22 protein-coding genes are annotated in these 25,111 nt (G+C 53.6%); 7 read left to right on the forward strand and 15 right to left on the reverse strand.

What is annotated here, in order from left to right:
• From E9531_RS14005 to E9531_RS14050, 10 genes are all read right to left on the reverse strand, one after another.
• Nucleotides 1-471 (reverse strand): hypothetical protein, encoded by a 471-nt coding sequence (locus tag E9531_RS14005; RefSeq protein ID WP_158291796.1) that lies wholly within the window; start codon nucleotides 469-471, stop codon nucleotides 1-3.
• A 112-nt stretch (nucleotides 472-583) separates the two neighbouring features.
• Entirely contained in the window at nucleotides 584-1,426 is an 843-nt protein-coding gene (locus tag E9531_RS14010; protein WP_136574394.1) for an AAA family ATPase, read from the reverse strand.
• 261 nt (nucleotides 1,427-1,687) lie between these two features.
• Nucleotides 1,688-2,995 carry a serine--tRNA ligase gene (gene serS, locus E9531_RS14015; protein WP_136574395.1) on the reverse strand — a complete coding sequence of 436 codons (1,308 nt, stop codon included), beginning with the start codon at nucleotides 2,993-2,995 and terminating at the stop codon, nucleotides 1,688-1,690.
• Nucleotides 2,996-3,167: 172 nt separating this feature from the next.
• Nucleotides 3,168-5,426, reverse strand: a complete 2,259-nt coding sequence (locus E9531_RS14020) for a hypothetical protein (RefSeq protein WP_158291797.1) — start codon at nucleotides 5,424-5,426, stop codon at nucleotides 3,168-3,170.
• 11 nt (nucleotides 5,427-5,437) lie between these two features.
• Nucleotides 5,438-6,217, reverse strand: a complete 780-nt coding sequence (locus E9531_RS14025) for a PilW family protein (protein WP_136574397.1) — start codon at nucleotides 6,215-6,217, stop codon at nucleotides 5,438-5,440.
• Nucleotides 6,218-6,279: 62 nt separating this feature from the next.
• A complete protein-coding gene (locus tag E9531_RS14030) occupies nucleotides 6,280-6,720 on the reverse strand; it encodes a PulJ/GspJ family protein (RefSeq protein WP_136574398.1) in 441 nt (146 codons plus the stop codon).
• A complete protein-coding gene (locus E9531_RS14035; protein ID WP_136574399.1) occupies nucleotides 6,698-7,183 on the reverse strand; it encodes a pilus assembly FimT family protein in 486 nt (161 codons plus the stop codon). The genes E9531_RS14030 and E9531_RS14035 overlap by 23 nt, the downstream gene beginning before the upstream one ends.
• Nucleotides 7,177-7,563 (reverse strand): type IV pilin protein, encoded by a 387-nt coding sequence (locus E9531_RS14040; protein WP_136574400.1) that lies wholly within the window; start codon nucleotides 7,561-7,563, stop codon nucleotides 7,177-7,179. Before E9531_RS14040 ends, E9531_RS14035 begins: the two co-directional genes overlap by 7 nt.
• 497 nt (nucleotides 7,564-8,060) lie before the next feature.
• Nucleotides 8,061-9,365: a replication-associated recombination protein A gene (locus E9531_RS14045; protein ID WP_136574401.1), complete on the reverse strand. Its 1,305-nt coding sequence runs from the start codon at nucleotides 9,363-9,365 to the stop codon at nucleotides 8,061-8,063.
• Nucleotides 9,366-9,483: 118 nt separating this feature from the next.
• Nucleotides 9,484-10,443, reverse strand: coding sequence for a 2-hydroxyacid dehydrogenase (locus E9531_RS14050; RefSeq protein ID WP_136574402.1), 960 nt, complete (start codon nucleotides 10,441-10,443; stop codon nucleotides 9,484-9,486).
• Nucleotides 10,444-10,656: 213 nt separating this feature from the next.
• Here E9531_RS14050 and E9531_RS14055 point away from each other — a divergent pair, with 213 nt between their 5' ends.
• Entirely contained in the window at nucleotides 10,657-11,853 is a 1,197-nt protein-coding gene (locus tag E9531_RS14055; RefSeq protein WP_136574403.1) for an MFS transporter, read from the forward strand.
• Between the two features lie 26 nt (nucleotides 11,854-11,879).
• Here the strand turns inward: E9531_RS14055 and E9531_RS14060 are convergent, their stop codons facing one another.
• Nucleotides 11,880-12,329, reverse strand: coding sequence for an OsmC family protein (locus tag E9531_RS14060; protein WP_136574404.1), 450 nt, complete (start codon nucleotides 12,327-12,329; stop codon nucleotides 11,880-11,882).
• Between the two features lie 445 nt (nucleotides 12,330-12,774).
• On the opposite strand from E9531_RS14060, the gene ilvA reads away from it, so the two are divergent.
• The gene (gene ilvA, locus E9531_RS14065) at nucleotides 12,775-14,343 is read left to right on the forward strand and encodes a threonine ammonia-lyase, biosynthetic (RefSeq protein WP_136574405.1); all 1,569 of its coding nucleotides are present in this window, start codon (nucleotides 12,775-12,777) and stop codon (nucleotides 14,341-14,343) included.
• Nucleotides 14,344-14,484: 141 nt separating this feature from the next.
• Entirely contained in the window at nucleotides 14,485-16,569 is a 2,085-nt protein-coding gene (locus E9531_RS14070; protein WP_136574406.1) for an acetoacetate--CoA ligase, read from the forward strand.
• A 13-nt stretch (nucleotides 16,570-16,582) separates the two neighbouring features.
• On the opposite strand, the gene E9531_RS14075 is transcribed toward E9531_RS14070, so the two are convergent.
• Both E9531_RS14075 and E9531_RS14080 read right to left on the reverse strand, forming a co-directional pair.
• Entirely contained in the window at nucleotides 16,583-17,134 is a 552-nt protein-coding gene (locus E9531_RS14075; RefSeq protein ID WP_136574407.1) for a hypothetical protein, read from the reverse strand.
• Nucleotides 17,135-17,273: 139 nt separating this feature from the next.
• Complete coding sequence (locus tag E9531_RS14080) at nucleotides 17,274-18,491, reverse strand: polyhydroxyalkanoate depolymerase (protein ID WP_136574408.1); 1,218 nt, start codon at nucleotides 18,489-18,491, stop codon at nucleotides 17,274-17,276.
• Between the two features lie 153 nt (nucleotides 18,492-18,644).
• Between E9531_RS14080 and E9531_RS14085 the strand changes: the two genes are divergently transcribed.
• A complete protein-coding gene (locus E9531_RS14085) occupies nucleotides 18,645-19,346 on the forward strand; it encodes a glutathione S-transferase (RefSeq protein WP_136574409.1) in 702 nt (233 codons plus the stop codon).
• Between the two features lie 135 nt (nucleotides 19,347-19,481).
• Here E9531_RS14085 and E9531_RS14090 read toward each other — a convergent pair whose 3' ends face one another.
• Nucleotides 19,482-19,916 (reverse strand): cupin domain-containing protein, encoded by a 435-nt coding sequence (locus E9531_RS14090; RefSeq protein WP_136574410.1) that lies wholly within the window; start codon nucleotides 19,914-19,916, stop codon nucleotides 19,482-19,484.
• A gap of 238 nt (nucleotides 19,917-20,154) precedes the next feature.
• Here E9531_RS14090 and E9531_RS14095 point away from each other — a divergent pair, with 238 nt between their 5' ends.
• Together E9531_RS14095 and E9531_RS14100 are read left to right on the forward strand one after the other, a co-directional pair.
• Nucleotides 20,155-22,035, forward strand: a complete 1,881-nt coding sequence (locus E9531_RS14095; protein ID WP_136574411.1) for an ATP-binding cassette domain-containing protein — start codon at nucleotides 20,155-20,157, stop codon at nucleotides 22,033-22,035.
• Nucleotides 22,028-22,534, forward strand: coding sequence for a GNAT family N-acetyltransferase (locus E9531_RS14100; RefSeq protein WP_211343449.1), 507 nt, complete (start codon nucleotides 22,028-22,030; stop codon nucleotides 22,532-22,534). The genes E9531_RS14095 and E9531_RS14100 overlap by 8 nt, the downstream gene beginning before the upstream one ends.
• A 45-nt stretch (nucleotides 22,535-22,579) precedes the next feature.
• Here E9531_RS14100 and hemN read toward each other — a convergent pair whose 3' ends face one another.
• A complete protein-coding gene (hemN, locus tag E9531_RS14105; RefSeq protein WP_136574416.1) occupies nucleotides 22,580-23,998 on the reverse strand; it encodes an oxygen-independent coproporphyrinogen III oxidase in 1,419 nt (472 codons plus the stop codon).
• Between the two features lie 341 nt (nucleotides 23,999-24,339).
• On the opposite strand from hemN, the gene E9531_RS14110 reads away from it, so the two are divergent.
• Nucleotides 24,340-24,993 (forward strand): helix-turn-helix domain-containing protein, encoded by a 654-nt coding sequence (locus tag E9531_RS14110; RefSeq protein ID WP_244610122.1) that lies wholly within the window; start codon nucleotides 24,340-24,342, stop codon nucleotides 24,991-24,993.
• Nucleotides 24,994-25,111: the final 118 nt, after the last annotated feature.

The following is a 25,111-nucleotide window of genomic DNA, read 5'->3' on the forward strand; positions in this document are numbered from 1 at the left end:
TCAATCGTCCTTTTGGGAAAGAAGTTGGGCAAACGCAGCAAGCTCCTGCGTGGCAATCCAACCGGCCACGGAGCCATCATTGAATGCTGCGCAAGCACCATGGCTGGACAGGTAGTGTCGCGGCTGGCGATCTGGCACCTGTAGCGTCAATCGCCAGATCGGTTCGCTTGTGTCGCAACGCAATGTATCGGTGGTTTGTAATTGGGCGAATGCTGCCTGTGCGGCCACACTGGTGCTGCGTATGTTTTGCGCTTGCACTGCTGACTGCGAGTCCCATGAGACTGCCGTCTCTTCACCATAGGATGCCACACGCGTGACTACAACGACCAATCCGGGATCGTCATCATCTGGTTGGTTACCCCACACAAAATGGCCGCTGTAGCCATCGCCACACCCAGTTAAAAACAAGGCAATGGCTGGCAGGCATATCCGCAAACTAAAGGGCATGGAGCAGAACGAAAGCTTGTGCATGGTCAGCAGGCATGGAATGGAGATTGCATTGGGCAAGTGAATGCTTAAAGCCGAAGGCGACCATCCATTAGATGAGTAAACACGTTCTTAGAAATCAACTTGCGGGCACTTATCAGCGGTTGCGTTGATTCATGAACACCAGCTTCTCAAATAGCGAAACATCCTGTTCATTTTTCAATAAGGCCCCAAGCAATGGGGGCATGGCAATTTTGTCATCTTGGCTGCGCAAGGCTTCCACAGGAATGTCTTCGGCCACCAGCAACTTGAGCCAGTCAATCAATTCACTGGTAGACGGTTTTTTCTTCAAGCCAGGAATGCTGCGCACTTCGTAAAAGCTTTTCATTGCAGCAGCGAGCAACTCCCCCTTGAGGGTAGGGAAGTGCACCTTGACGATGTTTTTCATCGTTTCCGCTTCAGGGAACTTGATGTAATGGAAAAAGCAACGGCGCAAGAATGCGTCTGGCAATTCTTTTTCGTTGTTCGAGGTGATGAACACGATAGGGCGTTGACGCGCTTTGACCAGCTCACGGGTCTCGTAAACATAGAACTCCATGCGATCGAGTTCGCGCAGCAAATCATTGGGAAATTCAATATCGGCCTTGTCGATTTCGTCGATCAACAAGGCCGTAGGTTGTTCGGCAGTGAACGCCTGCCACAACACTCCCTTGACAATGTAGTTGTGGATATCTTTGACACGATCGTCGCCCAACTGCGAATCGCGTAAACGGCTCACCGCATCGTATTCATACAGGCCTTGCTGGGCCTTGGTGGTGGATTTGATGTGCCATTGCAGCAGGTTCAACCCCAATGATTTGGCCACTTCTTCGGCCAACATGGTTTTACCGGTACCGGGCTCGCCTTTGACGAGCAAAGGCCGCTCCAGCGCGATGGCTGCATTGACGGCCAATGTCAAATCTTGTGTAGCGACGTAGTTGTCTGAACCTTGGAACTTCATGTGAAAACAATCCTTAGAGGGCGAAGGCAAGAGGCTGCTCAAAACTATTGTGCCAGCCGCGCTGGCTGCATGGGTACTGCCGCATCAGCGGTAGTTAGTATCGAGATTGTCTATGCCAGATGGTGTTGACGACAAGCGCCTACATGACAGGCACAGCCTGCCATAACAAAAACTGAAAAAAGTAGGCAAGAAAAAAGGCACGAAGACGTGCCTTTTGATGCTTAGTTTAAGCGCGTTTGCGCAATCATGAATAGATGGAGTTTAACCAATCGACTCCACACCGCCCATATAGGGGCGCAATGCCGCAGGAATGGTCACACTGCCATCCGCGTTTTGGTGGTTTTCAAGCACGGCCACCAGCGCACGCCCGACTGCCAGACCTGAGCCATTGAGGGTGTGCACCAATTCGTTTTTGCCAGCCGCATTTTTGAAACGCGCTTGCATACGGCGCGCCTGAAAGGCCTCGCAGTTGCTCACAGAGCTGATTTCGCGGAAGGTATTTTGGGCTGGAACCCAAACTTCCAAGTCATACGTCTTGGCCGCGCCAAACCCCATATCGCCTGTGCACAAACTCACTACCCGATAAGGCAATTCCAGCGCTTGCAGTACCGCTTCCGCATGGCCCACCATCGCTTCCAGCGCTTCGTAGCTTTTTTCTGGATGGGTGATTTGCACCATTTCCACTTTGTCGAACTGGTGCTGGCGAATCAGGCCACGGGTGTCGCGCCCATAGCTGCCGGCTTCTGAACGAAAACACGGTGTGTGGGCGGTGAGTTTGATGGGCAGCTGAGCTTCGGCCACGATGGTGTCGCGCATGAAGTTGGTCAGCGGCACTTCGCTGGTGGGAATGAGATACAGCGCGCTTTGGTCAGGCTCTGGCTCGGCATCTTGCCCTCCTTTTTGCGCTGCAAACAAATCATCGGCGAACTTAGGCAGTTGCCCTGTGCCACGCAAAGAATCGGCATTGACGATGTAGGGCACATAGGCTTCCTGGTAGCCATGCTGTTCGGTTTGCATATCCAGCATGAACTGGGCCAGAGCGCGGTGCAAACGGGCTACAGGGCCTTTCATGACGGTAAAGCGTGCGCCAGTGAGTTTGGCTCCCATCTCAAAATCCAAGCCCAATGGCTCGCCCACGTCAACATGGTCTTTGAGTGTGAAATCAAACTCGCGTGGCTGGCCCCAGCGGCGCACTTCGACGTTGTCTGCCTCATCTTTGCCTACCGGCACCGATGCATGAGGCAGGTTTGGTACCGCCAATACCAGTGTTTGCAGTTCTGCTTGAATTTGCTCCAAACGGCTTGCCGAGGTTTCCAACTCTGCCTTGAGTTCAGCCACTTGGGCCATCACCGCATCGGCGTTTTCACCCTTGGCTTTGAGCTGGCCAATTTGCTTGGATAGGCTGTTGCGCTGCGCTTGCAATTCCTCCGTGCGCGATTGGATGGTTTTGCGTTCAGTTTCGAGCGCGGTAAACGCCTCGACATTCAAAAAAGCCTGGGGATTTTTGCGCGTTTGCAAACGGGCAACCACCGAATCGAGTTCTTTGCGAAGCAGCGTAATGTCTAGCATGGCAGTACAACAGGGTCCAAAAGAAAGAGAGCAAACCACCAGCAGGGGTCGCACTCTCTTGGGTCAAACAATGTTCTATTGTCGCTGATGTACTGCTACAAGATCATGCAACACCCGTACAAAGCTTAGGCCCCTGCCCGAATTCATATGCATTGAGCTGTCAACAATGGGCCTACAAATAGCGACTCCAGCGAACCTGAATGAACGTATTGGTGCTGGATGTGTTGGTATTGGTACTGGGGGTGTAACTGCTAGGGATGTCTCTCAAATCCAGTGTAGTACTCCCACTCAAGCCATTTTTTTGTGTTTCTCCGCCACCCAATGCGCCGATTTGTCCATGCACCACGGTGCCACCTCCTGTGGAGAGGCTGTTGCCAGCCAATACGCGGCCATAGATAGTGTTAGAGGCTTGTAATTGAATGTCCCCCCCATGGTATTGGCTGCAACTGCCATTTGCAGCCAATGCCTGGCAACTGCCTGCGAGCAATGCAAAATTGCCTACGCCAAAGGCAAAATTGTGGATCAGTTCATGTTGGGTGAGGTTACACAGGTTGGTAGGGATCCAGCCTTCTATCGGCAAGTTCTGGCACATCCCTGCGGGGGCATACTGCTTTTTCTGCCCGTCTTTCATGGAGTACCCGTCGTAACCTGCGTAGTTAGGGGCATACACCTTGGTGGAACCACTGGTTACGATATTGCCCGTTGCGATCAAAGTGCCATAAAAGGTTCCTGAGCTGACGTTGAGATCTCCGTCAAACCAATGAATACCCGCTGCAAGGGTATTGCCCTGAATGGTCCATTGCCCATTTTTATAGGTAATACAAGGGTTCTGTGGGCTGTATCCTCGGCACAGCGTACCGATAGAGTCAGTCACTGGCCCTGCGCAGCTGGGATCACTGGCAGATGTCCCGGCCACCAATTGCGTGCACAAGTAGTCGAAGACTTTCGCATAAGGGTTTTGTACTGTGCCAGGGTAAGAGCCTAAAAAGTAGGTCCCACTCACAGCAATTCCATTCACACTGACCGCTTGAATGGTCACGGTGCGGTAGCCGTCTGGATTGACTTCAAAAACATAGTTTGCGACCGACTGGTACGGGTAATTGCTTTTGCTTTGTACAGCCTCTGCAGTTTCTGGCACTACGGGCCAATATGCGCTGAAATACAGACCAGAAAGCCCTGCGTCTTGCAAAGGTTGTAGTTTGGTGACTTGGACAGGCACATTACTTGTTCTGGTTGCAGAAGGGTCAAACGATGCATCCAAATCATTCGCCTGGGCCTGCACTTGTTGAGGTAATTTTGCGTTGTAGCGATTGGTGTCTTTGATGCGCAGTACCTTGCCTACATTGCCATGTAAGTTCTCATTCCAGTTGGCTACTACGAGGTCATCTTGTACTTGTAGGTTATCAACAGCGCCGCTGAGCACACGCATTGATTTCATGGTTTTCACGCTGGACGCACCAGAACCGCCTCCACGCAGATCTACGCCGAAAACATTCGCGTAGGCATCAACGGCAAGCGATCCCCAAGAGCCCACCGTGCACAGTTTGGTAAATGGATGGTCCAGATCGTCTCCGCGACTTGAGATGGCCCCTAATTTTTGACCACTACTGGAGATCACCACCCCATTGGCTTGAATTTCACCTGAGCCAGAAACACCGCCGTTGACACAGATATTTCCCATCGCCATGATGGACTTGCTCACAGTTACGCCCCCAGTGACTTCGATATCTCCGTTGGCATATAGACTCTCAAATGTCGACCCACTGCCAATAGAGACCGATCCGGTAGCGCGAATAGCGTTCACTCCCCGAATGCTGTTGCCCCCAGTGGTTAAGTCACCATCGACCCAAATGTCGTAGGTTTGGCCAGGAGGTACTTTGACCTCGATGCCTCCACGCAAATCAAGGTTACGCCGGAAATCTAAAACCCCTCGTAAGCCATCGCTTTGGCCATCGTTGGTGATTTCTTCTCCAATACGGTATACCAGTCGCAAAGTTGAGCTCGATTGTGCGCGTGTGTTTTTGGCGCTTTCACTGGTGACATCAATCACATACTCGTGTGCGCCAGTATCGATACTGACCACTTGCGCAAACAAGCCAGCAATCCCATCAATAGGCAAGGCGTCTCCGCTTTGAAGGGTTGTGGAAAGAATTGATAGATTCGGCTCTTTATTCTGTTTCTCATTTTGCAAAAGCATGTCCAGATACCGGCGTACCACTTCAGCGCCAGTCCATGCCTTGATTTGCGATTGTGATTGCGACTGCAATGCCAATCCTTGTTCTTGGGTCGCTCGCATAAAGCTGCTTAAACCCAAGACGACCGCAGTCATAGTCAAGCCTGTCAGCAGGATAATCAGAATGGTCGCAATGCCTTGCTGGTTGCGCGCAATGCGGCTCGAATAGCGCATGCGATTGGCAATGGCTAGCTTCATGGGAGAGACTTTCATGATGGGTAGTTGGCCAAGCACACTGAGCTGCGCGTAACTTCTTGTGCTTTACCATTCACTAACGTGGAGGCAATGGCCTGGGGGCTCAGTGACTCAGTGTCCTGTGGGCCAATTTCTTTTGTGCGCTGGTCGTAGTACTTTGCGACTTGGTTTGAATTCAATGCAAATAGCGTCAGCTGCGCTCCCCCATCTCCCTTTTCAATGCCAAAGGGTTTGCAGGGTGTAAAGCGCAATTGCATATCGATACGCGCTTTATCAATCAGTAGTCTGGGCTCTCCCCAACTGATACTGGTCCAATTTGAAGCACTGGCGCATGCGCTGTCGGCAGGGCTTCGGTAATGCGCAAGACCCCCTCCATTGCGTACACCATTCAGATTAGGGTTAGGAACCAAGGCTTCACAAATTTCCTGGCCACTGAGGTCTTTACTGCGCCACACCACTGCCGCGCCATGCACAACCGTGCCTGTGCTGCCATCAGATGCAACAAGACTCCATTGCGACCAATCGCCACCCCACTCTACGGTACCGTTTGGCAGCCCCAGTACAACCAAGTCTTGTCCGTATTGAGGACTAACCAATTCAAAACCAGCGCCTTGTGCACTGATGTTGGCAGCCAACAACCCCGATGCCAATTGCCCATCACGCTGCGCACTTTGTGTCGCATCGAGCGCTATAGCGATACTGGTGCGGTAGAGCATCACCATGCCTAACACCACAATCAACGAGATCACCATGCCAACCAGTAAACCAATCAGGGTGACTCCTGATTGCTTCATGGCTTGTTGAGGTTCTCCCCGGATACCTGTGTCTTGAGAAAGAAGCGAAGATGGAATCGACATCATTGGGTTGAAATCACTAGATCACCATCACCACCGTACAGATCCGCGTTACTGTCGCTCTCTCCCGTACGAATTGATTTGATTGCATCCATTGAGATGGCCTCGCCATTGACCGTGACAGTGGTGGATTCGCACTCCAGTGCGAAAGAAATATCACTGTTGTTAAACGGTGATGAACTCACCAGTCCCGTTTCTTCGCTCCCATCGGCTTTGCGGCAAACTTCGCTTGTAGAGAAACCTTTTTCAACCAACGACTCGCGCATGGTTTGCACGGCCATGTTTTGGGCGTTCATCGTGCGTTGTGCATTGGTCATACGCCCTAAAGAGTAGGTTAGCCCCAAGCCAATCACTGATGCCAGCAAGAGCGCAACCAGCGCTTCGATTAGTGCGTCGCCTTGTTGACTACGCCCCTTCAACTCAATGCAATTGGCCTGTTTCATGCTCAGCCCCTTTCGAAATCTTGAAATCAGCTGCAGCCACTAACATTCCAGCGTAATCGAACCCAATCGTGCCTTGTTCTTTGTCGTTGATGGTCACGGCAACACCTGCGCCGCGGCTTAAATCAGTGCGCCACTGCACGTTGGCGCCACCTTCTGCGCAATTGCTATCAGTAGGGTCACTCTTGCACACCAGTACAACGGCATTGGGTAAAAGCTTGATCCCCGCGGTCACTGCTGCTTCTGATGAATCTGTTTTAACGCGCGCAGGATTGCGCAACGCGATCGCCTTCGCTTGACTGGTCGCCTGCATCAAAAGACCTTTGCTTTTCCCTACTTGTGCGCTATGAATCCAACTGGCCGTCAATGGAACAGCCACCAAGAGGAGGAAAAACATCACCGTGATAGTGACCATCAGTTCAATCAGCGAAACCCCTCGCTGCAAGGGTCGACTGCGGCTTACCATGTTGAAAACCCACAAAATGTTGTTGCTTGTGTGGCTGTCGAGCCGCTATGTTCGACCGTCATCGTCAGATCACAGCTCGTCAAGGTTTTTATCCCTTGTGCTGTGAGCACATAGTCGTCAGCGTTGAATTTGATGGAAAAATTAAAGTACTGCGCTGTAGCCGCATTCCACCCTGGAAAGCGTGCATGGATATCTGCCGTATTGCTTTTGTCCTCACTCGATTGAGGGTAGACCAGCTTGCGACGGAAGTCATTTTCTACATTGAGACTCAGAGCAGCTAAATCGGCTGCTGCTGTCCGTGCTCGACTTTTGCGGATATAGCTCTCATAAGAAGGCAAGGCAATGGCCGCCAAAATCGCAATGACGGCAACCACCACCATCACTTCTATCAAAGTGAAGCCGCGTGCGTTGGAAATTTTTTGAATAGGTCGGCACGTTGCACGACCACAGAAAGGAAACACGACAAAACACCCAGGCAAGACAATTAATAAATTTTTGACATAATTTTATATGTTTATGTAACAAATATCAATCTTGCAAATGAGGATATGTAGATTCTTTTGACTTTTTGCAGTTGATCTAAAAAGACGAGCGATGCAATAAACTCTTTATTTTTCAATTGGTTAATTAAATATTAGACCAGAAAAAATGCAAATAAATGTTGCAATAAGCATTTATCATCCTTGACAAAATATTTTCATAAAAAACACAAGGGTACAAATGACAATTTTTAGCTTTTGCGTTAGGTTAAGTAGTCTGCTGAGGCGGCCATATCCCAGCATTTGAGCCACAGATGCTGCGTGTTGATCTGGCGCACAGACTGCTGGAGCGCAGAGAGAAAACTCTGCGCCAGCAGACGGCCGCAATGGCTATTGACTCAGGATTCTTGTGCGTCGTTGTCTAGCTGCCTTAAAAAGGCCAGCTTGTCTGCGATTTTGATTTCTAACCCTCTAGGAACGGGTTGGTACCAGCCTGGCTCGGCAATGCCTTCAGGGAAATAGGATTCCCCCGCTGCATAGGCATGCGGCTCATCATGTGCGTAGCGGTAGGCGTGGCCATAGCCAAGCTCTTTCATCAGTTTTGTTGGCGCATTACGTAAATGCACGGGCACTTCGCGACTTTTGTCATTTTTAACAAAGGCCTTGGCTTGGTTGTAAGCGTTATAGCCTGCATTGCTTTTAGGCGCGATAGCGAGATAGATCACGGCCTGCCCCAAGGCCAGCTCCCCTTCTGGGCTGCCTAAACGTTCATAGGTCAGCGCCGCGTCATTGGCAATTTGCATAGCTTTGGGGTCAGCCAAGCCAATGTCCTCCCAGGCCATACGCACGATGCGGCGTGCCAAATAGCGCGCATCGGCTCCGCCATCGAGCATGCGGGTGAGCCAATACAACGCTGCATCGGGGTGTGAGCCTCGCACTGATTTGTGCAGGGCCGAAATCTGGTCGTAAAAATTGTCCCCGCCTTTGTCAAAGCGCCGTGCATTCAGGGTGAGTGCATTTTCCAAAAAAACGGCAGTGATGGTGGAGATGCCTGATGTTTTGGCTGCGGTCTGGGTTTGCTCCAGCAAATTCAAAAAGCGCCGTGCATCACCATCAGCATAGCCAATGAGGGTGTCGACGGCTTGCGTTTCAAACTGCAAATCAGACAGTGCTTTTTGCTGCGCTCGCGCGAGCAATTGCTTTAACTCCTCATCGGTGAGTGATTGCAGCACATAGACTTGTGCGCGTGACAGCAATGCGGAATTGACTTCAAAGGAAGGGTTTTCAGTGGTGGCACCAATGAATGTCACCAAACCACTTTCTGCATAAGGCAGCAATGCATCTTGTTGGGATTTGTTGAAACGGTGGATTTCATCGACAAACAAAATGGTGTGCTTGCCCATTGCGAGGTTGCGCTCAGCTTGCTCCATCGCCGCACGGATGTCTTTCACGCCTGAGAAAACAGCCGAAAGGGCAATGAATTCGCATGCAAAAGCCGTCGCAGTCAACCGCGCCAGGGTGGTTTTGCCCACACCCGGTGGACCCCAGAAAATCATCGAATGCGGTTTGCCTGATTGAAAGGCCAAACGCAGCGGTTTGCCAGCACCGAGCAAATGCGTTTGCCCAATGACCTCGTCCAAAGTGTGTGGGCGAAGTGCTTCGGCAAGCGGGGCAACAGGTTCTTGTGAAAACAGATCAGACATACGAAGGCTTTTGCAAGCGCGGCAACCATGCGCCGCTAACCATCCAATATCGCATAAAGCAAGCACTCAAGCAGGGCTAGTACAAAAAGCGTGCAGCTCCCCCTCCTCGTTCGACTCGTCAATAGCCCCCGCCACGATCGACCAAACCAGATGGGGTTTGCCCCGCCGCAATTCGCCGCACATTGTCAGCAATTTGCGCTGCCGCTTGCACTGCTTGTGTTTGTGCAGAAATATGCGGGGTGATTGTGATGCATGGGTGTGACCAAAATGGGTGCTCTGCAGGCAACGGCTCTTGCTGCGTGACATCCAACATGGCTCCAGCCATATGTCCTTGCTCCAAAAGCTCCAGCAAATCGGCCTCAACCAAATGGCCTCCACGGGCCACATTGATGAGATACGCGCCACGCTGCAATTGCGACAAATGGTGGCGGTTGAGAATACCCTGAGTTGCCGGTGTTAAAGGCAGCAGGCACACCAGAATGCGACTGCGCTGTAAAAATTCAGCAAGCGCCTTTTGTCCTGCAAAACTGCTAATGCCATCTATCTGTTTGGCGCTTTGGCTCCAGCCGTTCACGTTAAAACCAAACCCTCTCAGACACTGGGCGACATGGGTGCCCAACACCCCAAGACCCATGATGCCAATGGGAAAATCTGCCTTTGCTTGTGCCCGGCGAGGTTGCCATAGCTGCTTGGCTTGACTGCTTGCATAATGGTCAAATTCACGCACATGCCGCAGCACAGCATGGCACACATATTCCGCCATCTGCGCGGCCATGCCACCATCTTCAATACGCACAATCTGCAGTTGCTGAGGAAGCTGCAAACGCAAGATGGCGTCCACCCCCGCACCCATATTGAACAGGTATTGCAACTGTGGATGGTGGTCGACGAATTCTTGCGTAGGGCTCCACGCGACTGCTTGGGTCGCATGTGGTGCAACCTCAGGCCAAACCACAAAATGGGCATCGGGCCAAGCCTCTTGCAAAGCTTGCAACCAATGGGCCCGGCCTTCAACGGGAAAAAACACGGCGACCTGGCCTTGATCTGCGGCAGACGTTGTAGTGTGAGTGTGTGACATGGTCGGGAGTATCGCGCAGAACCCATGTTGTTGACCTGTGCGGGGGCATACATAGATTGGGAGGGCAAGACGATTTTGACCAGGCCATCTACAATCCGGAGCGACCCCGGCAATGCTGAACATAAGGAGCCATTGCCAGCCCACCATGCATACACCTGCACTGTTGTAATGCTTGTTGAGCTCTTTTCGCGACACAACGACGGAGACAAGTGCATGTCACGCACTGAACTACTGCGACTGGTTTTCGCCCAGATTTTCTTGCATGCCACGATGACGGGGTTGCGCCTGGCGGCCCCTCTATTGGCGTTGTCCAAAGGGTATAGCGCAGGGGCAGTGGGAGCCTTGATTGCCTTGTTCGCACTCAGTCAGATTTTTTTGGCCATTCCTGCTGGCAAGTACGCAGATCACCATGGTGTGCGTCGGCCTATGGGCTTTGCGGTCTTGGCCGCTGCCGTAGCACTTGTGCTGGCAACAGCATTTCCCACCATCCCCGTGCTGTGTTTAGGGGCCATGCTGACAGGTGCCGCTGCGGGCATCACCGTCATTGTGCTGCAGCGCCATATTGGCCGTGCGGCTACGTCCAACGCACAACGCAAGCAGTTTTTCAGTTGGCTGGCCATCGCCCCGGCCATCTCCAACTTCATCGGTCCTTTTGGTGCAGGGTTGATCATCGACCATGCCGGGCAAGCTTCCGGCGACCTGCTGGCCTATCGCATATGTTTTGCCGTACTGGCCGTATTGCCGCTGCTGACTTGGTTACTGGTCATGCGGGTGCGTGAATTGCCGTTTGAGCCTTACGACCCGAAAGCTGCGCCAACCCATGCCTGGGATTTACTCAAATCCGCCAACTTCCGCTACATCTTGTTTGTGAACTGGCTGCAATCGGCCAGTTGGGATATCCACTCTTTTCTGGTTCCAATTTTGGGCTATGAACGCGGTTTAAGTGCTTCGACCATCGGCACCATTCTGGGCGCTTTTGCTCTTGCAGCTGCTTTGATTCGCATGGCCTTGCCGGTGATTGCTGCGCGCTATTCAGAAAAACGGGTCATCGCTGCCTCCTGCATCATCACCGTAGGCGTATTTGCGATTTATCCCATGGTTTCGCATGCTGCCGAGATGGTGGTGTGCGCCATTGTGTTGGGTGCATCCCTTGGCTGCGTGCAGCCTATGGTCATGAGCTTGCTTACCCAAGTCACGCCAGCGCACCGCCAAGGCGAAGCGCTGGGCATTCGGCTGATGTTCATCAATGCTTCGAGCTTTCTGATGCCGATGGTGGCAGGTTCATTCGGCGCCCTGATTGGAGTGGGCGCCGTCTTTTGGGTGGTAGCTTCCATCGTGGCTGTGGGCACTCCCGTAGTTGGAAAAATTCAACTGCGGGACAACGAGATGCCACCTGAAAAAAACCTCTAGCTCAAAACATTCGGTGGCGGGGTGCTTTACGCTTCCAATATCTCAAAGCTGGTCGTAATCTCTGCCGTCTTGCCCAGCATGATGCTGGCCGAGCAGTATTTCTCATGGCTCAATTCCACGGCCCTGGCCACAGCAGCCTCAGGCAAACCGGTGCCCTGCAAGGTGAAATGCATATGAATTTTGGTGAACACTTTGGGATCGGTTTCGGCCCGCTCTGACGTGAGTTTGACGCTGCAGCCTTTCACGTTGTGGCGGCCCCGCTTGAGAATCAGCACCACATCATAGGCTGTGCATCCACCGGTTCCGGCCAACAAGGTCTCCATCGGGCGGGGCGCCAAATTTTGCCCACCATTTTCGGGTTTCACAGCATCTGGCGCTCCATCCATCGTGAGCACATGGCCGCTGCCAGTTTCTGCAATAAATCCCATCCCAGAGCGCGCACCTGTTGCGCCAGTCCAACTAACTGTGCATTCCATGTTTGAATCCTTTGTGAATTAGTCAAATGCTTGCTGCAACGCAGCACAAAAATCAAAAACCGATCTACAATAGCGCCATTGTTAAACGGTATTAACCCTATTGATCCCAATCTTGGTTTCGATTAATGCCTTTTGACAGCAATTTGTCTCCTCCACCTTCTCAAATGGTGGATTCGCCCCGCAATCAGCAATGATTACGGGGCTTTTTTCTTGTGCATTGCACCGGAAATTGTGGCTTTGATCGTGCTTTTTAAAGCATTTGGGCAGATTTGTCTGGCGCTCTTTAGCATAGCCACACTGAATCGCCCTATGATGGTTCTTTTCACTTAGCGGTAACTCTTGTGCGCTCGGCGCATCAGATGGACCCGCATTGCTGCAACTGCCCATCACTGCCATTAGCCATTTTTCATGGCATGGCAGTCACTTGGAACGGTATTTGCCCCACATGACCACTGTATCTAGCCTCACTCCTTCTGATTATCTGAAGAAAATTCTCACAGCGCGCGTTTACGACGTGGCTGTGGAAACAGCCTTAGAGCCCGCACGTCAATTATCCGCACGCATTGGCAACCACGTATTGCTCAAGCGCGAGGACCAGCAACCTGTCTTCAGTTTCAAGCTGCGCGGAGCCTACAACAAAATGGCCAAACTCACCCCTGCAGAGTTGGAGCGGGGGGTGATTTGTGCCTCAGCGGGCAACCATGCACAAGGTGTGGCACTGTCTGCGCGCAAACTGGGCGCACGGGCTGTCGTGGTGATGCCCGTTTCAACGCCACAAGTCAAAATTGATGCGGTGCGAGGTTTTGGTGGCGAAGTGGTGCTCTCAGGCGACAGCTTCAGCGATGCCTACCAGCACGCACTGAAACTGCAAAACGAGCAAGGCTTGACTTTCGTGCACCCCTTTGACGACCCTGACGTGATTGCAGGGCAGGGCACGATCGCCATGGAAATGCTGCGCCAGTTGCAGAGTTTGGGCAGCAATCGGCTCGATGCCGTGTTTGTGGCCATTGGCGGTGGTGGGTTGATTTCCGGAGTAGCCAATTACATCAAAGCCGTGCGCCCTGATGTCAAGGTCATTGGCGTACAAATGAACGATTCGGACGCCATGCTGCAATCAGCCCAGGCCGGCCACCGGGTTGAGTTGGCTGATGTGGGCCTGTTCTCCGACGGCACGGCCGTGAAGCTGGTTGGCGAAGAAACCTTCCGTATCAGCCGTGCGCTAGTGGATGGATATGTCACCGTGACCACTGATGAAGTGTGCGCTGCAATTAAGGACATCTTCATCGACACCCGCAGCATTGTTGAGCCAGCAGGGGCCTTGGCAGTCGCAGCTGCCAAGCAATATGCTGCCCTGCAAAACAAGCAAGGGGAAACCTATGCTGCGATTTTGTGCGGCGCCAACATGAACTTTGACCGCCTGCGCTTTGTAGCCGAGAGGGCGCTGGTCGGTGAGCAGCGTGAAGCACTGTTTGCCGTCACCATGAAAGAAGAGCGAGGCAGTTTCCGTAATTTCTGCGAAACCATTGCGCAATTGCCAGGCGCTGCACGCAACGTAACGGAATTCAACTACCGCCTCAATGGCAAACAAGCAGCGCACGTGTTTGTAGGTCTGTCAACCAACGGGCCAGGGGAGTCTCAGCAAATCGCAGACCATTTGGGCCAAAACGGGTTCAGAACCCTTAATCTGACTGACGATGAATTGGCCAAAGAGCATTTGCGCCACCTCATTGGCGGCCCAGCACCTCTGGCCAACAACGAGCGACTTTTGCGCTTTATCTTCCCGGAGCGGCCCGGCGCACTGTTCAAGTTCCTCAGCCTGATGCAGCCGAGCTGGAACATTTCACTATTCCACTACCGCAACCAAGGCGCTGATTACGGCAAGATTCTGGTAGGTATTCAAGTTCCCCAAGAAGACGATGCCGCCTTCCAATCTTTTCTGAATGAACTGGGCTACCCGTATGTAGAAGAAAGCAGCAACCCTGCCTACCAACTCTTTTTAAGAGCGTCAGACTAAAGGTCCCGTAAAAACCAAGTCCTCACCTCCAAAAGCGGCCATCCACCATGGCCGCTTTTGTCGTTTGAATATCCCCTGCGTGACAGTTCCTTGGTAGAAACACCGAAGGCAACTCTAGGCCAAATCCTTAACCTCAGGCCTATGACACAACCTGCCTACACTCCCCAAATTCAGCTCTACCAAGAGTGGCTTGAACGCAACCGCGGTTTGCATTTTGAAAATTACGATGCGCTGTGGCAATGGTCCACCAGCGAGATCGAGGCATTTTGGCAAAGCATTTGGGAGTACTGCGATGTGCAATCTCCCACAGCCTACCAGCAAGTACTCAAAGCCAATGTCATGCCCGGAGCGCAATGGTTTGAAGGCGCGCAAGTGAACATGGCCCAGCAAATGCTGCGCCACGTTGAAGCCGCCGATGCGGCAGGTTTGCCTGCCATCATTGCGGACAACGAAGAAGGTCAGGTCACTACACTCACATGGCCTCAATTGCGCCAGCAAGTAGCTGCGCTGGCGGTGCATTTGCAAGAAATGGGCGTTCAACCCGGAGACCGCGTTGCGGCTTATTTGCCCAATATTGCGCAAACGGTGGTGGCCTTCATGGCAACCATCAGTGTCGGCGGAGTGTGGAGCGTATGCGCCCCCGATATGGGCACCAATGCGGTGCTTGACCGTTTTAAACAAATCGAACCGGTGGTGTTATTCACGGTGGATGGCGTGGTCTATGGCGGCAAAGCCATGGAACGACAAACCGTGAGTGCGCAGATTCGGGCGGCCTTGCCATCACTGAAACATGCCATTGTGGTGGGCAATCGCACGTCTGCTGTGCAGTGGGATGGTTATCGCAATTTCGCTGAACTCACAGCGCGCCAAGACGATGCCACACGCGCTTTTGCCCCGCTGTGGTTGCCGTTTGACCACCCACTCTGGATTGTCTATTCCAGCGGCACGACCGGCTTGCCAAAGCCCATTGTGCACGGCCACGGCGGCATGATGATGGTGCAAATGCAACTGGGGACCTTGCACAACGATCTGGGATGCAGCTATGACGCCAATAGCTTTGGTGAACGCTACCACTGGTACAGCTCCACAGGCTGGGTCATGTGGAATGCGCAGGTGGCAGGTTTGCAGCGCGGCTGCACTATTGTGATTTACGACGGTAACCCAGGCGGCCCGAAAGACAAGCCCGACATGACCACACTGTGGCGCTTTGCCGCGCGCCATGGAGTCACGTTTTTTGGTGTTGGTGCCGCGTTTTATGCCTTGTGTGCCAAAGCCAATATTGATCCGGCAGATTGCGGAGATTTAAGCCGTATCCGTGCCTTGGGCAGCACGGGCTCGCCATTAAGTGAAGATGTGCAGAACTGGGGCACAGACTTCATGCGTAAAGCCGGTGTCCATGGCGACAACGGCCAAGGCATTTGGTGGTGCAATATTTCTGGCGGTACCGACTTTGCAGGCGCCTTTCTGGGCGGCAACCGCCAACTGCCCCAAACACCTGGGCGCATGCAGTGCCGCATGCTGGGTGCTGCCGTGCAAGCGTGGGACGAAGTAGGCCAGCCTGTGCTCGACCAAGTCGGCGAGCTGGTGTGTACACAACCCATCCCCTCCATGCCGTTGTACCTGTGGAATGACCCCGAAGGCAAGCGCTACCACAGCAGCTACTTCGATAGCTTTCCAGCAGGCCATGGGCGTAACCCCCATGGTGGTGATTTACCTGCAAGCGCTGGTGCAGTTTGGCGCCATGGGGATTGGATCACGATCGGCTCTGACGGCAGTTGCGTGATTTACGGCCGATCCGACGCCACCATCAACCGCCATGGTTTGCGCATGGGTACCAGTGAGCTTTACAGTGCCATTGAAGCCTTGCCCGAAGTACTAGACTCCATGGTGGTGGACTTGGAATACTTGGGCCGCGAGAGCTATATGCCTTTGTTTGTAGTGCTGCGCGAAGGCCTTGAGCTTGATGACGCTCTCCAGCAGCGCATGGCCAACGCCATTCGCCAAGCCCTGTCACCACGTTTTGTCCCAGACGCCATCGTACAAGTGGCCCAAATTCCCCGCACCCTCAGTGGCAAAAAGCAAGAGTTACCCATCAAAAAACTCATGCTCGGCCAACCCGTGGACAAAGTCATCAACCGCGAAACCATGGCCAATCCAGATTGTCTAGATTGGTATGTGGCGTTTGCCCAGAACCACTTGGCGCACCAATCAAAAGGCCAAGCCTAGCCAACACAAAAGCTCAAGGCGCGGTGGGGCGATAGTAGGTGCGGCCATTGACCACCACCGTTTGGTATTGAGGCACGGCAGCCCCCTGTACCGGCATGGCAGTGACTGGTACAGCAGAACCCGATGCATAAGGCTGCGAATAAACGGGTGCTGCATACCCATTGGCAGAAGGGGCCACCGGATAGGGCTGGCCATAAGTGGCATCGCCGTAGCTTGGCTGCGGTGCCGTGTAAGAGGGATAAGGCCCAGATAAGGCAGCACTGGGCGACGCATTCGATTGTGAGATCGCATAGCCCAAAATGCCCCCCACAACCAACGCCCCTAATGCCAAGCCTGCATCACGGCTGCTGCGGCCCGATGAAGGGCGATGTGAGTAGTCCGGCCGATGAGAGTATCCGTTGTATGGTCGCTGCCCGGGCCCATGCCCATAGGCACCTTGGTAATTCGCGCCCGGGTAATAGGCGTAACCGCCACGGTCATACCCATGTATGGATTGTGCCGATGCTGCGTTACCCAGCAACAGCGCCACAGACACTGCCGTTGTGGCTACGATTTTGGAATGCATGCGAGACTCCTTCTAATGCAACGCAATCCAGCATACGCATGCTCTGTAAAGCATGCGTTGCGTAAGGTGTCTCATTGGTATGGATTGCATCGAACTGCTCAAGACATCGGCTTATGCAGCCCACATCGCCAGCATTCTTTCACCCTTGGCTTGCATGGATGAGCTCCCGCACACGCGGGTAGATTTGCTGCTGCCATTTGCGACCATTGAATACGCCATAGTGGCCTACGCCAGTTTGTACATGGTGCACCTTCTTATAAGGCCGAATGCTGCTGCACAAATCTTGCGCAGCCACCGTTTGCCCAACGGCGCAAATGTCATCACGCTCGCCTTCTACCGTCAACAAGGCAGCGCGCCTAATGGCTCTGGGGTCGACCACACGCCCCTTTACCGTCAGTACCCCACGGGGCAGGTCGTGGGTTTGAAAAATCCGCTCAACCGTCTCCAAATAAAATTCCGCCGGCAAATCATTCACGGCAAAGTACTCTTTGTAGAACACCTCCGTGGTGGTGGCTTTGTCCATTTCACCTTGGCAGAGGTGGTGGTAAAGGTCTGTAAACGAGTCCTGGTGCCGATCGAGGTTCATGCTCATGAATGCGCTCAATTGCACAAAACCTGGGTATACACGCCGCATAAACCCACGGTGTGGCAACGGCACATGGCTGATGAGATTTTTTTCAAACCAGTCAATCGGTTTACTGGTTGCAAGCTTGTTCACTTCAGTGGGGTTGATACGGCAATCCACCGGGCCCGCCATCAAAGTCAGGCTCAATGGTTGCGCGGGGTCATCGTCTTCGGCCAGCAATGCCGTAGCTGCCAACGTTGCAGGGCAGGGCTGGCACACAGCCATCACATGCGTGCCGGGCCCCAGCATGCGTAAAAACTGCACCATATAGTCCACGTAGTCGTCAAAGCCAAAAACACCTGCATGCAATGGCACATCGCGGGCATTGTGCCAATCGGTCATATACACATCATGGTCTTGCAGCAAGGTGCGCAACGTATCGCGCAGCAAGGTGGCAAAGTGGCCCGACAAGGGCGCCATCAGCAACACTTTTGGCAGCTGCTGGTGGCCAGAAGTCGCACGTTTGAACTGCAACAGACTTGCGAAAGGCTTGCTCGCCACTACCGTTTGCGTCACTGGCATCAATTGGCCATCCACATCCACCGCATCCAGATCGTAGTCAGGGCGGCCATGGGTGAACTTGAGCTGGGCGAACACGCGGTTGGCCGCACTGAATTGGCGCAGCAGCGTGCGTTCGGTCTGGCCCCACCACGAGGCCGCACTGTTGTATTGCGCAAGGGCCTGCCAAGGGGCAAGAGAGTCACTGGCGAGTTGGTATGCGTGGTAGAGCATAAGCAGTGTCAGGTTGGCTGTTTCCCTTTACACAGCAAGTTTCGCGCCGACATGCCATGCACCCAAACCGTACATACCTGCTGGCACAGTGCTTGCGTCTCTTAGCACAGGTTCTCAACACCGTTTCTGCTTTTGCCATGAAGGAGACTCGCCATGCCACGCGCCCCATCATCCTCGCCTGCCGCACCTACCAAAAAAGAAAACCTTGCGGTTTTGACCATCAGCAGCAAAAACTATGGCGCATGGGCGCTGCGAGGCTGGCTCATGGCAAAAATGGCGCAGTTGCCGTTCAGGGAAGAGACCATTTCGCCCGATGACCCGCGCATGAAAGCTGAAATTTTGCTGTTGGCCTCGTCCATGCAAGTGCCCAAGTTGGTTCACCAAGGCATCACGGTCTGGGACACCATGGCCATTGGCGAATACCTCAACGACACGTTTCCCAAAGCGGGCTTACTGCCAGCTGGCACCGCCGCCAAAGCACATTGCCGCGCCGTATGCGGTGAAATGCATTCAGGCTTTGCCTCCATGCGTGGCGCATTGCCCATGAATATCAAAGCACATTGCCCTGGCTTCAAAGTGTGGTCACGTGCGCAATCGGACATTGACCGCATCATTGAAATCTGGGACGACTGTCTGGCGCAATACGGCGGCCCTTATCTTTTCGGCTCCAAGCCCACACTGGCAGATGCCATGTTCGCCCCAGTCGTTACGCGCTTTCTCACCTACGACATTGCGTTGAATGCGGCGTGTGCCACTTACTGCAACACCATCATGGCCATGCCTGCCATGCAAGAGTGGGTGGCTGCAGCCAGGTTGGAGCCTGAAGCCATTGACGAGTTGGAAGCAGAGTTCTGAAGCGGCGTCATAAGTCAACCCTGCTGGGTTTACTGCAAACCCACCCACCTCTTTCTCACCACCATGGGCAATGAAAAAAAACACCATCCAGATGTGGCTGCGATGGTGCTTTTGGTGTGCCTTTTCAACCGTGCATCATGCGGCCTTGGCCTCAGGCCATGGGGTTGGATCGGGAATGGCACAAACCGGCTCAACATCGACACTTTTGAAATCCGCAGGGGAGACAATTTCCAAATACTCCATATCTGGGGAGTAATCAAACAAGTAATGCCGAATACCTGGCCGTTGGTGCACCACATCACCGGCCTCCACCAAGGTTTCCCGGTCTTCATACATGAAACGTGCCCAGCCCTTTACCATGATGACGATTTGAAAGTCCGCCTCATGGCGGTGCCACCCGGTGCCTTTTTCTGGTGCCATATTGGCTTTCACCAAATGGGCAATGACCTTGCCGTGCGTGGCCTCGGCAACGCCTAAGTCACGATAGAGGAAAAAATCCCTCAGCCCTCCACTTTTGAATGCGGTATCGCCGGGTTTAACGTGGGAAAACTCAGTTGCAGAATCGCTCATATTCAATTCCTCTCTTCATTTCGACCATGGGGTTGCACACCGGCATGGCAGCACCTGACTCAATGGCCTATGCGGAGTGTGTTTATTTTTTTAAGCACTTTTTGTGCCTATTGCCGTGCTGCCTTCTGGTGCATCAGCAGGTTTTCACACCGCATTTCCCAGACGCATGTTCACGACCGTAGCAGAACAAATTTGCAGACCTTTCCTAGTCCGCACTTCCACTGGATAATCACGCCCCATGGCACTGATTACCCTTTTGAACATGCAGCTGGCTTTTGGCGATGTGGCCCTGCTGGACAAGGCGGATTTTTCCGTCGAAACCAATGAACGCATCGCCTTTATTGGCCGCAACGGCGCGGGCAAATCCTCGCTGTTGAAAATCATGGCGGGCATTGCCCATGCGGATGATGGCACCATCCACCTGCAAAGTGGGCTGCGCATGGCCTATGTGCCACAAGAGCCTGTGCTCGATGTACAGCAAACTATTTTCGAGGCGGTTTCCGCCGGTTTGGCCGATGTGATTGCGTTGCGTGAACAGTACCTGCGCCATGAAGACGGCGTTGATCTTGATGCGCTGCAAACTCGCATTGAAGCGGCCGACGGCTGGACCTGGGAGCAACGCGTTGAAGAAACGCTGCACCGCCTGCACCTTGATAAAGATGCCCTGGTCGGCACCTTGTCTGGTGGGAACAAAAAGCGTGTCGCCTTGGCGCAAGCACTGGTCACCAAACCCGATTTACTGCTGCTTGACGAACCCACCAACCACCTGGATTTGGACTCTATCGCGTGGCTGGAAGAGCTGCTCAAAGAATTCAAAGGCAGCATTGTCGTCATCACCCATGACCGGGCATTTCTTGACCACGTGGCCACCCGCGTTGTTGAACTCGACCGAGGAAAATTGCGCTCTTATCCGGGCAATTATTCACAGTACCGCCAGCAAAAAGAAGACCAGCTGGCACAGGAAGCGGTTGAAAACGCCAAAGCCGACAAACTGCTGGCTCAAGAAGAAGTCTGGATTCGCAAAGGGGTGGAGGCACGCCGCACCCGCAGTGTCAGTCGCATTGCACGGCTTGAAGCCTTGCGCGCGCAACGTGCTGAGCGACGCAACGCCTTGGGCAACGTACGCATGGGCATTCACAGTGGTGAGAGCAGCGGAAAAATCGTCGCCGAACTCACCAACGTCAGCAAATCCTTCGGTGACAAAAAACTCATCACTGATTTGAGTACCACCTTGTTGCGCGGTGACAAAATTGGTTTGCTTGGCCCTAATGGGGCTGGTAAATCCACCCTGCTCAAACTCATTTTGGGTGAACTGCAACCGGACAGCGGCACCATTCGCCAAGGCACAAATTTACGCATTGCCTATTTCGACCAGATGCGCGACGCCATCAACCCCGAAGCCACGCTCGAAGACTTCATCAGCCCGGGCAGTGAATGGATTGAAATTGGCAACCAACGCAAACACGTGAAAAGCTATTTGGGCGATTTTTTATTCTCGCCCCAGCGTGCGCACTCTCCGGTCAAATCGCTCTCTGGTGGGGAACGCAACCGCTTGCTGCTTGCACGATTGTTTGCGCAACCGGCCAATGTGTTGGTGCTCGACGAACCCACCAACGACCTCGATATGGAAACGTTGGAGTTACTCGAAGAGCTGCTGCAAACCTACGACGGTACGGTCTTTCTCGTCAGCCATGACCGCACCTTTGTCGACAACGTCGTCACCAGCATTCTGGCCGCTGAAGGCCAAGGCATTTGGCGTGAATACGAAGGCAGCGTGCAAGACTGGCTGGTGCAATCGCAACGCGTGCGCGAGCAGCAAGCCCTTGCCACACAACGGCAAAGCAGTGCAGCAAAACCGGCCACCCAAACAGCCCCCACCGAGTCCAGCGCCCCTGCAACCAAACGCAAGCTCAGCTACAAAGACCAGCGCGAGCTCGATGCATTGCCTGCCCGCATTGAAGCCTTGGAAGCAGAACAAAGCCGCATTGCCGCTGAACTGGCCGATGGCAGCTTGTACGCCAGCAACCACCAGCGTGCAGCTGAATTGACTGAGCGTGCCAGCGCGATTGAAGACGAATTGATGCAAGCCCTGGAACGTTGGGAGACGCTGGGTGGCTAAGCCCCACACCCCCAGCCACACGAAGCCAAATGCCTTGCACATTCGCTTGGCGGTGCCTGCGGATGTGCCGCGAATTTTTGACATCCGCACCAGCGTGCACGACAACCACCTTGGTTTAGATGCGTTGGCCGAACTGGGCATCACGCCTGCGGCCGTGCTTGAACAAATTGAGCACAACGCCAACACCTGGGTGGCTGAGCTTGAAGCACGCGTACAAGGCTTTGCCATGGTTGATGCCGCTGAAGGCTGGTTGTTTGCCTTGTTTGTCGATCCCCTCTGCGCAGGGCAAGGCATTGGCAGCACATTGCTCAGCATCGCAGAAAGCAGCCTGTTTCAACACCACCAATGCATTCGGCTGGAAACCGCAGTCAACAGCCCTGCAGCGCGCTTTTACATGCGTCGGGGCTGGGTACGCAGCAACACTGCGCCTGCCAAGTCAGCACCGGAAGACGCCATCTTCACAAAAAACGCCCCCATACCACCGTTTGCTGGGGCGTGAAGGGGCTTGAAGGGTTTGTGCGTGCCGTGCAGGTTATAGCGGCACTCACAAAATTTTTGAGAATTGCGCGCGCCGCTGCGCCTCTTGCAAATAACGGTCAAACACCATGGCAATCGCGCGTACAAAAGTCCAGCCTTTGGCTGTCACTTCTATACCCTCGTGCGAAAGCTGCACCAAGCCATCACTCTCGAACGTGCGCATTTGTGCCCATTCACGCGCAAAAGCCGATGCGAAGTCCACCATCCATTGCTGCTCAATGCTGGCAATGTCCAGCACCCCTTGGCACATCAACCCCATGATGATGTCGCGGCGCATCAGATCATCGCGGCTCAAAGCCAGACCCCGCACCACCGGCAAATGGCCTTGTTCAAGGGCATCGCGGTAGCTTTCAATATCCTTGGCATTTTGGCTGTACGTAGCGCCTATTTTGCTGATGGACGAAACACCTAAACCAATCAAGTCGGTGTCGGGCTGGGTACTGTAGCCCTGAAAGTTGCGGTGCAACAAACCTTTGCGTTTGGCCGCGGCCAAGCCATCATCAGGCAGGGCAAAATGGTCCATGCCAATATCTACATAACCTGCCTGGTTCATCGCCTGCAAAGCCAGCGCTTGCAACGCCACTTTTTCGTCTGCACTTGGCAGACGCAGGCTATCAATACGGCGCTGCGGTTTAAAACGCTCAGGCAAATGCGCATACGCATACAACGCCACGCGATCGGGTTTGAGTGCCACCAGCGTTTGCAATGTTTGGCCAAACGAAGCCTGACTCTGGCCGGGCAAACCGTAAATCAAATCCACATTGATAGATTCAAACGCCAATTGCCGCGCAGTGTGAACCAATTCAAACACCTGCTCGGTGGACTGTACCCGGTGTACTGCCTCTTGCACTGCCGCATCAAAGTCCTGCACGCCAAAACTCAAGCGGTTGAACCCCAATGCACGCAAATGCTGTAAACGTGCTGGGTTCACCGTACGCGGATCAACCTCAATCGACACTTCCGCATCAGGCGTAAAGTCAAAATGTTCGCGCAGCCGTGCCATCCATTGGGTCAGCTGCTCATCGCTCAAGAAAGTCGGAGAGCCGCCCCCGAAATGCAGCTGCGACAGCATGCCCGCCCGCCCTCCATCATCGCCACGGCCACTGGCGCTGCCAGTGTGCATACGCAACTGCTGCACCACCAACGCCAATTCACGCTCAAGATCAACCAAGTAAGGTGCAGCCCGCTCTTTGTGCTTAGTAATGATTTTGTTGCACGCGCAGTAATAGCACAGCGCTTCACAAAAAGGAATGTGGATATACATGGACAGTGGCCTGTTGGCCAAGGCCGGAATACTGCAGCGCTGCACATACGCGGCTTCCAGATCCGCATGCCCGAAAGCTTCAACAAAACGGTCAGCCGTGGGATAAGAGGTATAGCGCGGCCCTGCAATATTGAAGCGCTCAAGCAATGCCGCATCAGGCATGGCAGGCACATCTGAGCGACCTGCGCAACCTGCGCGATCAGAAGCCACCTCCAGTGGCCGCAAAGGGAAAAGAGTAGGGGACGACATCATGGGGCAACCCGTTATCGGCGTTCAACGCCTGTTTCAATACCTGCAGTGTCTTGCGCCTGCGGCCCCCGTGCCTTGACTTGGATCAAGCTTTGCGCTTGTGCAGCACTGAAAACCTGTTGCTGGGTTTGCAGCCAATGCCCTTCCTCCTTGATAATGCGCCATCTTCTGCTGCTGGCCCTATTCTTTTCATGAAAACCTGTGATTCTGCTTTCAACGTGGCGTGTTCTGAATGCAACTTGCGCCAGTTGTGTATGCCATCCGGGCTTGATGCTGCGCAAATGCGGCAAATCGAATCGCTGGTCAAAAGCAAGCGGCATATCAAACGCGGGCAAACACTTTTTGCCAATGGCATGCCATTTCAAGCACTGTTTGCCATCCGCAGCGGCGCCTTCAAAACATGCGTATTCAATGCGCAAGGGCATGAGCAAGTATTTGGCTTTCAGATTGCAGGGGAACTGCTGGGTTTAGATGGCTTTGTCAGCAACCGCCATTGCTGTGATGCCATCGCACTGGAAGACGCGCAAGTGTGCGTCATGCCCATTCAGGAGCTGCAAACCGTCTCTGAAGAAATCCCCGCGCTGGCCAGCCATTTACACCGCATCATGAGTGCAGAAATTGTGCGCGAAAGGGGCTTGCTGCTCCTGCTTGGCGGCATGCGTGCCGAAGAGCGTCTGGCCGCCTTTCTGATCCACATGACAGAACGTCTGGCGGCCAGAGGTTTTTCTTCTGCCCAATTGATGCTGCGCATGTCCCGCCAAGACATTGGCAGTTGCCTGGGCTTGCAAATCGAAACCGTCAGCAGGGCATTTGGCAAACTGGTCGAGCAAGGGCTGATCGCACTGGACAAACGCCACGTCACTATTGTCGATGCGCAGGGGCTCAAAAGCTTAGCGCAACTGGCCTGAAGCGTCCCCCATCTGCCCCCCCTTACCTGCATTGCGCGCAGACCTTGTGCCTTCCCCACCCAGCCTGCATACCCCATGCAGGCTTTTTTTATGGTTTTCACCCCAAAACAGCGCAAAT

Source organism: Lampropedia puyangensis (assembly GCF_004833285.1).
In the GTDB taxonomy this organism is placed as follows: Bacteria; Pseudomonadota; Gammaproteobacteria; order Burkholderiales; family Burkholderiaceae_C; genus Lampropedia; species Lampropedia puyangensis.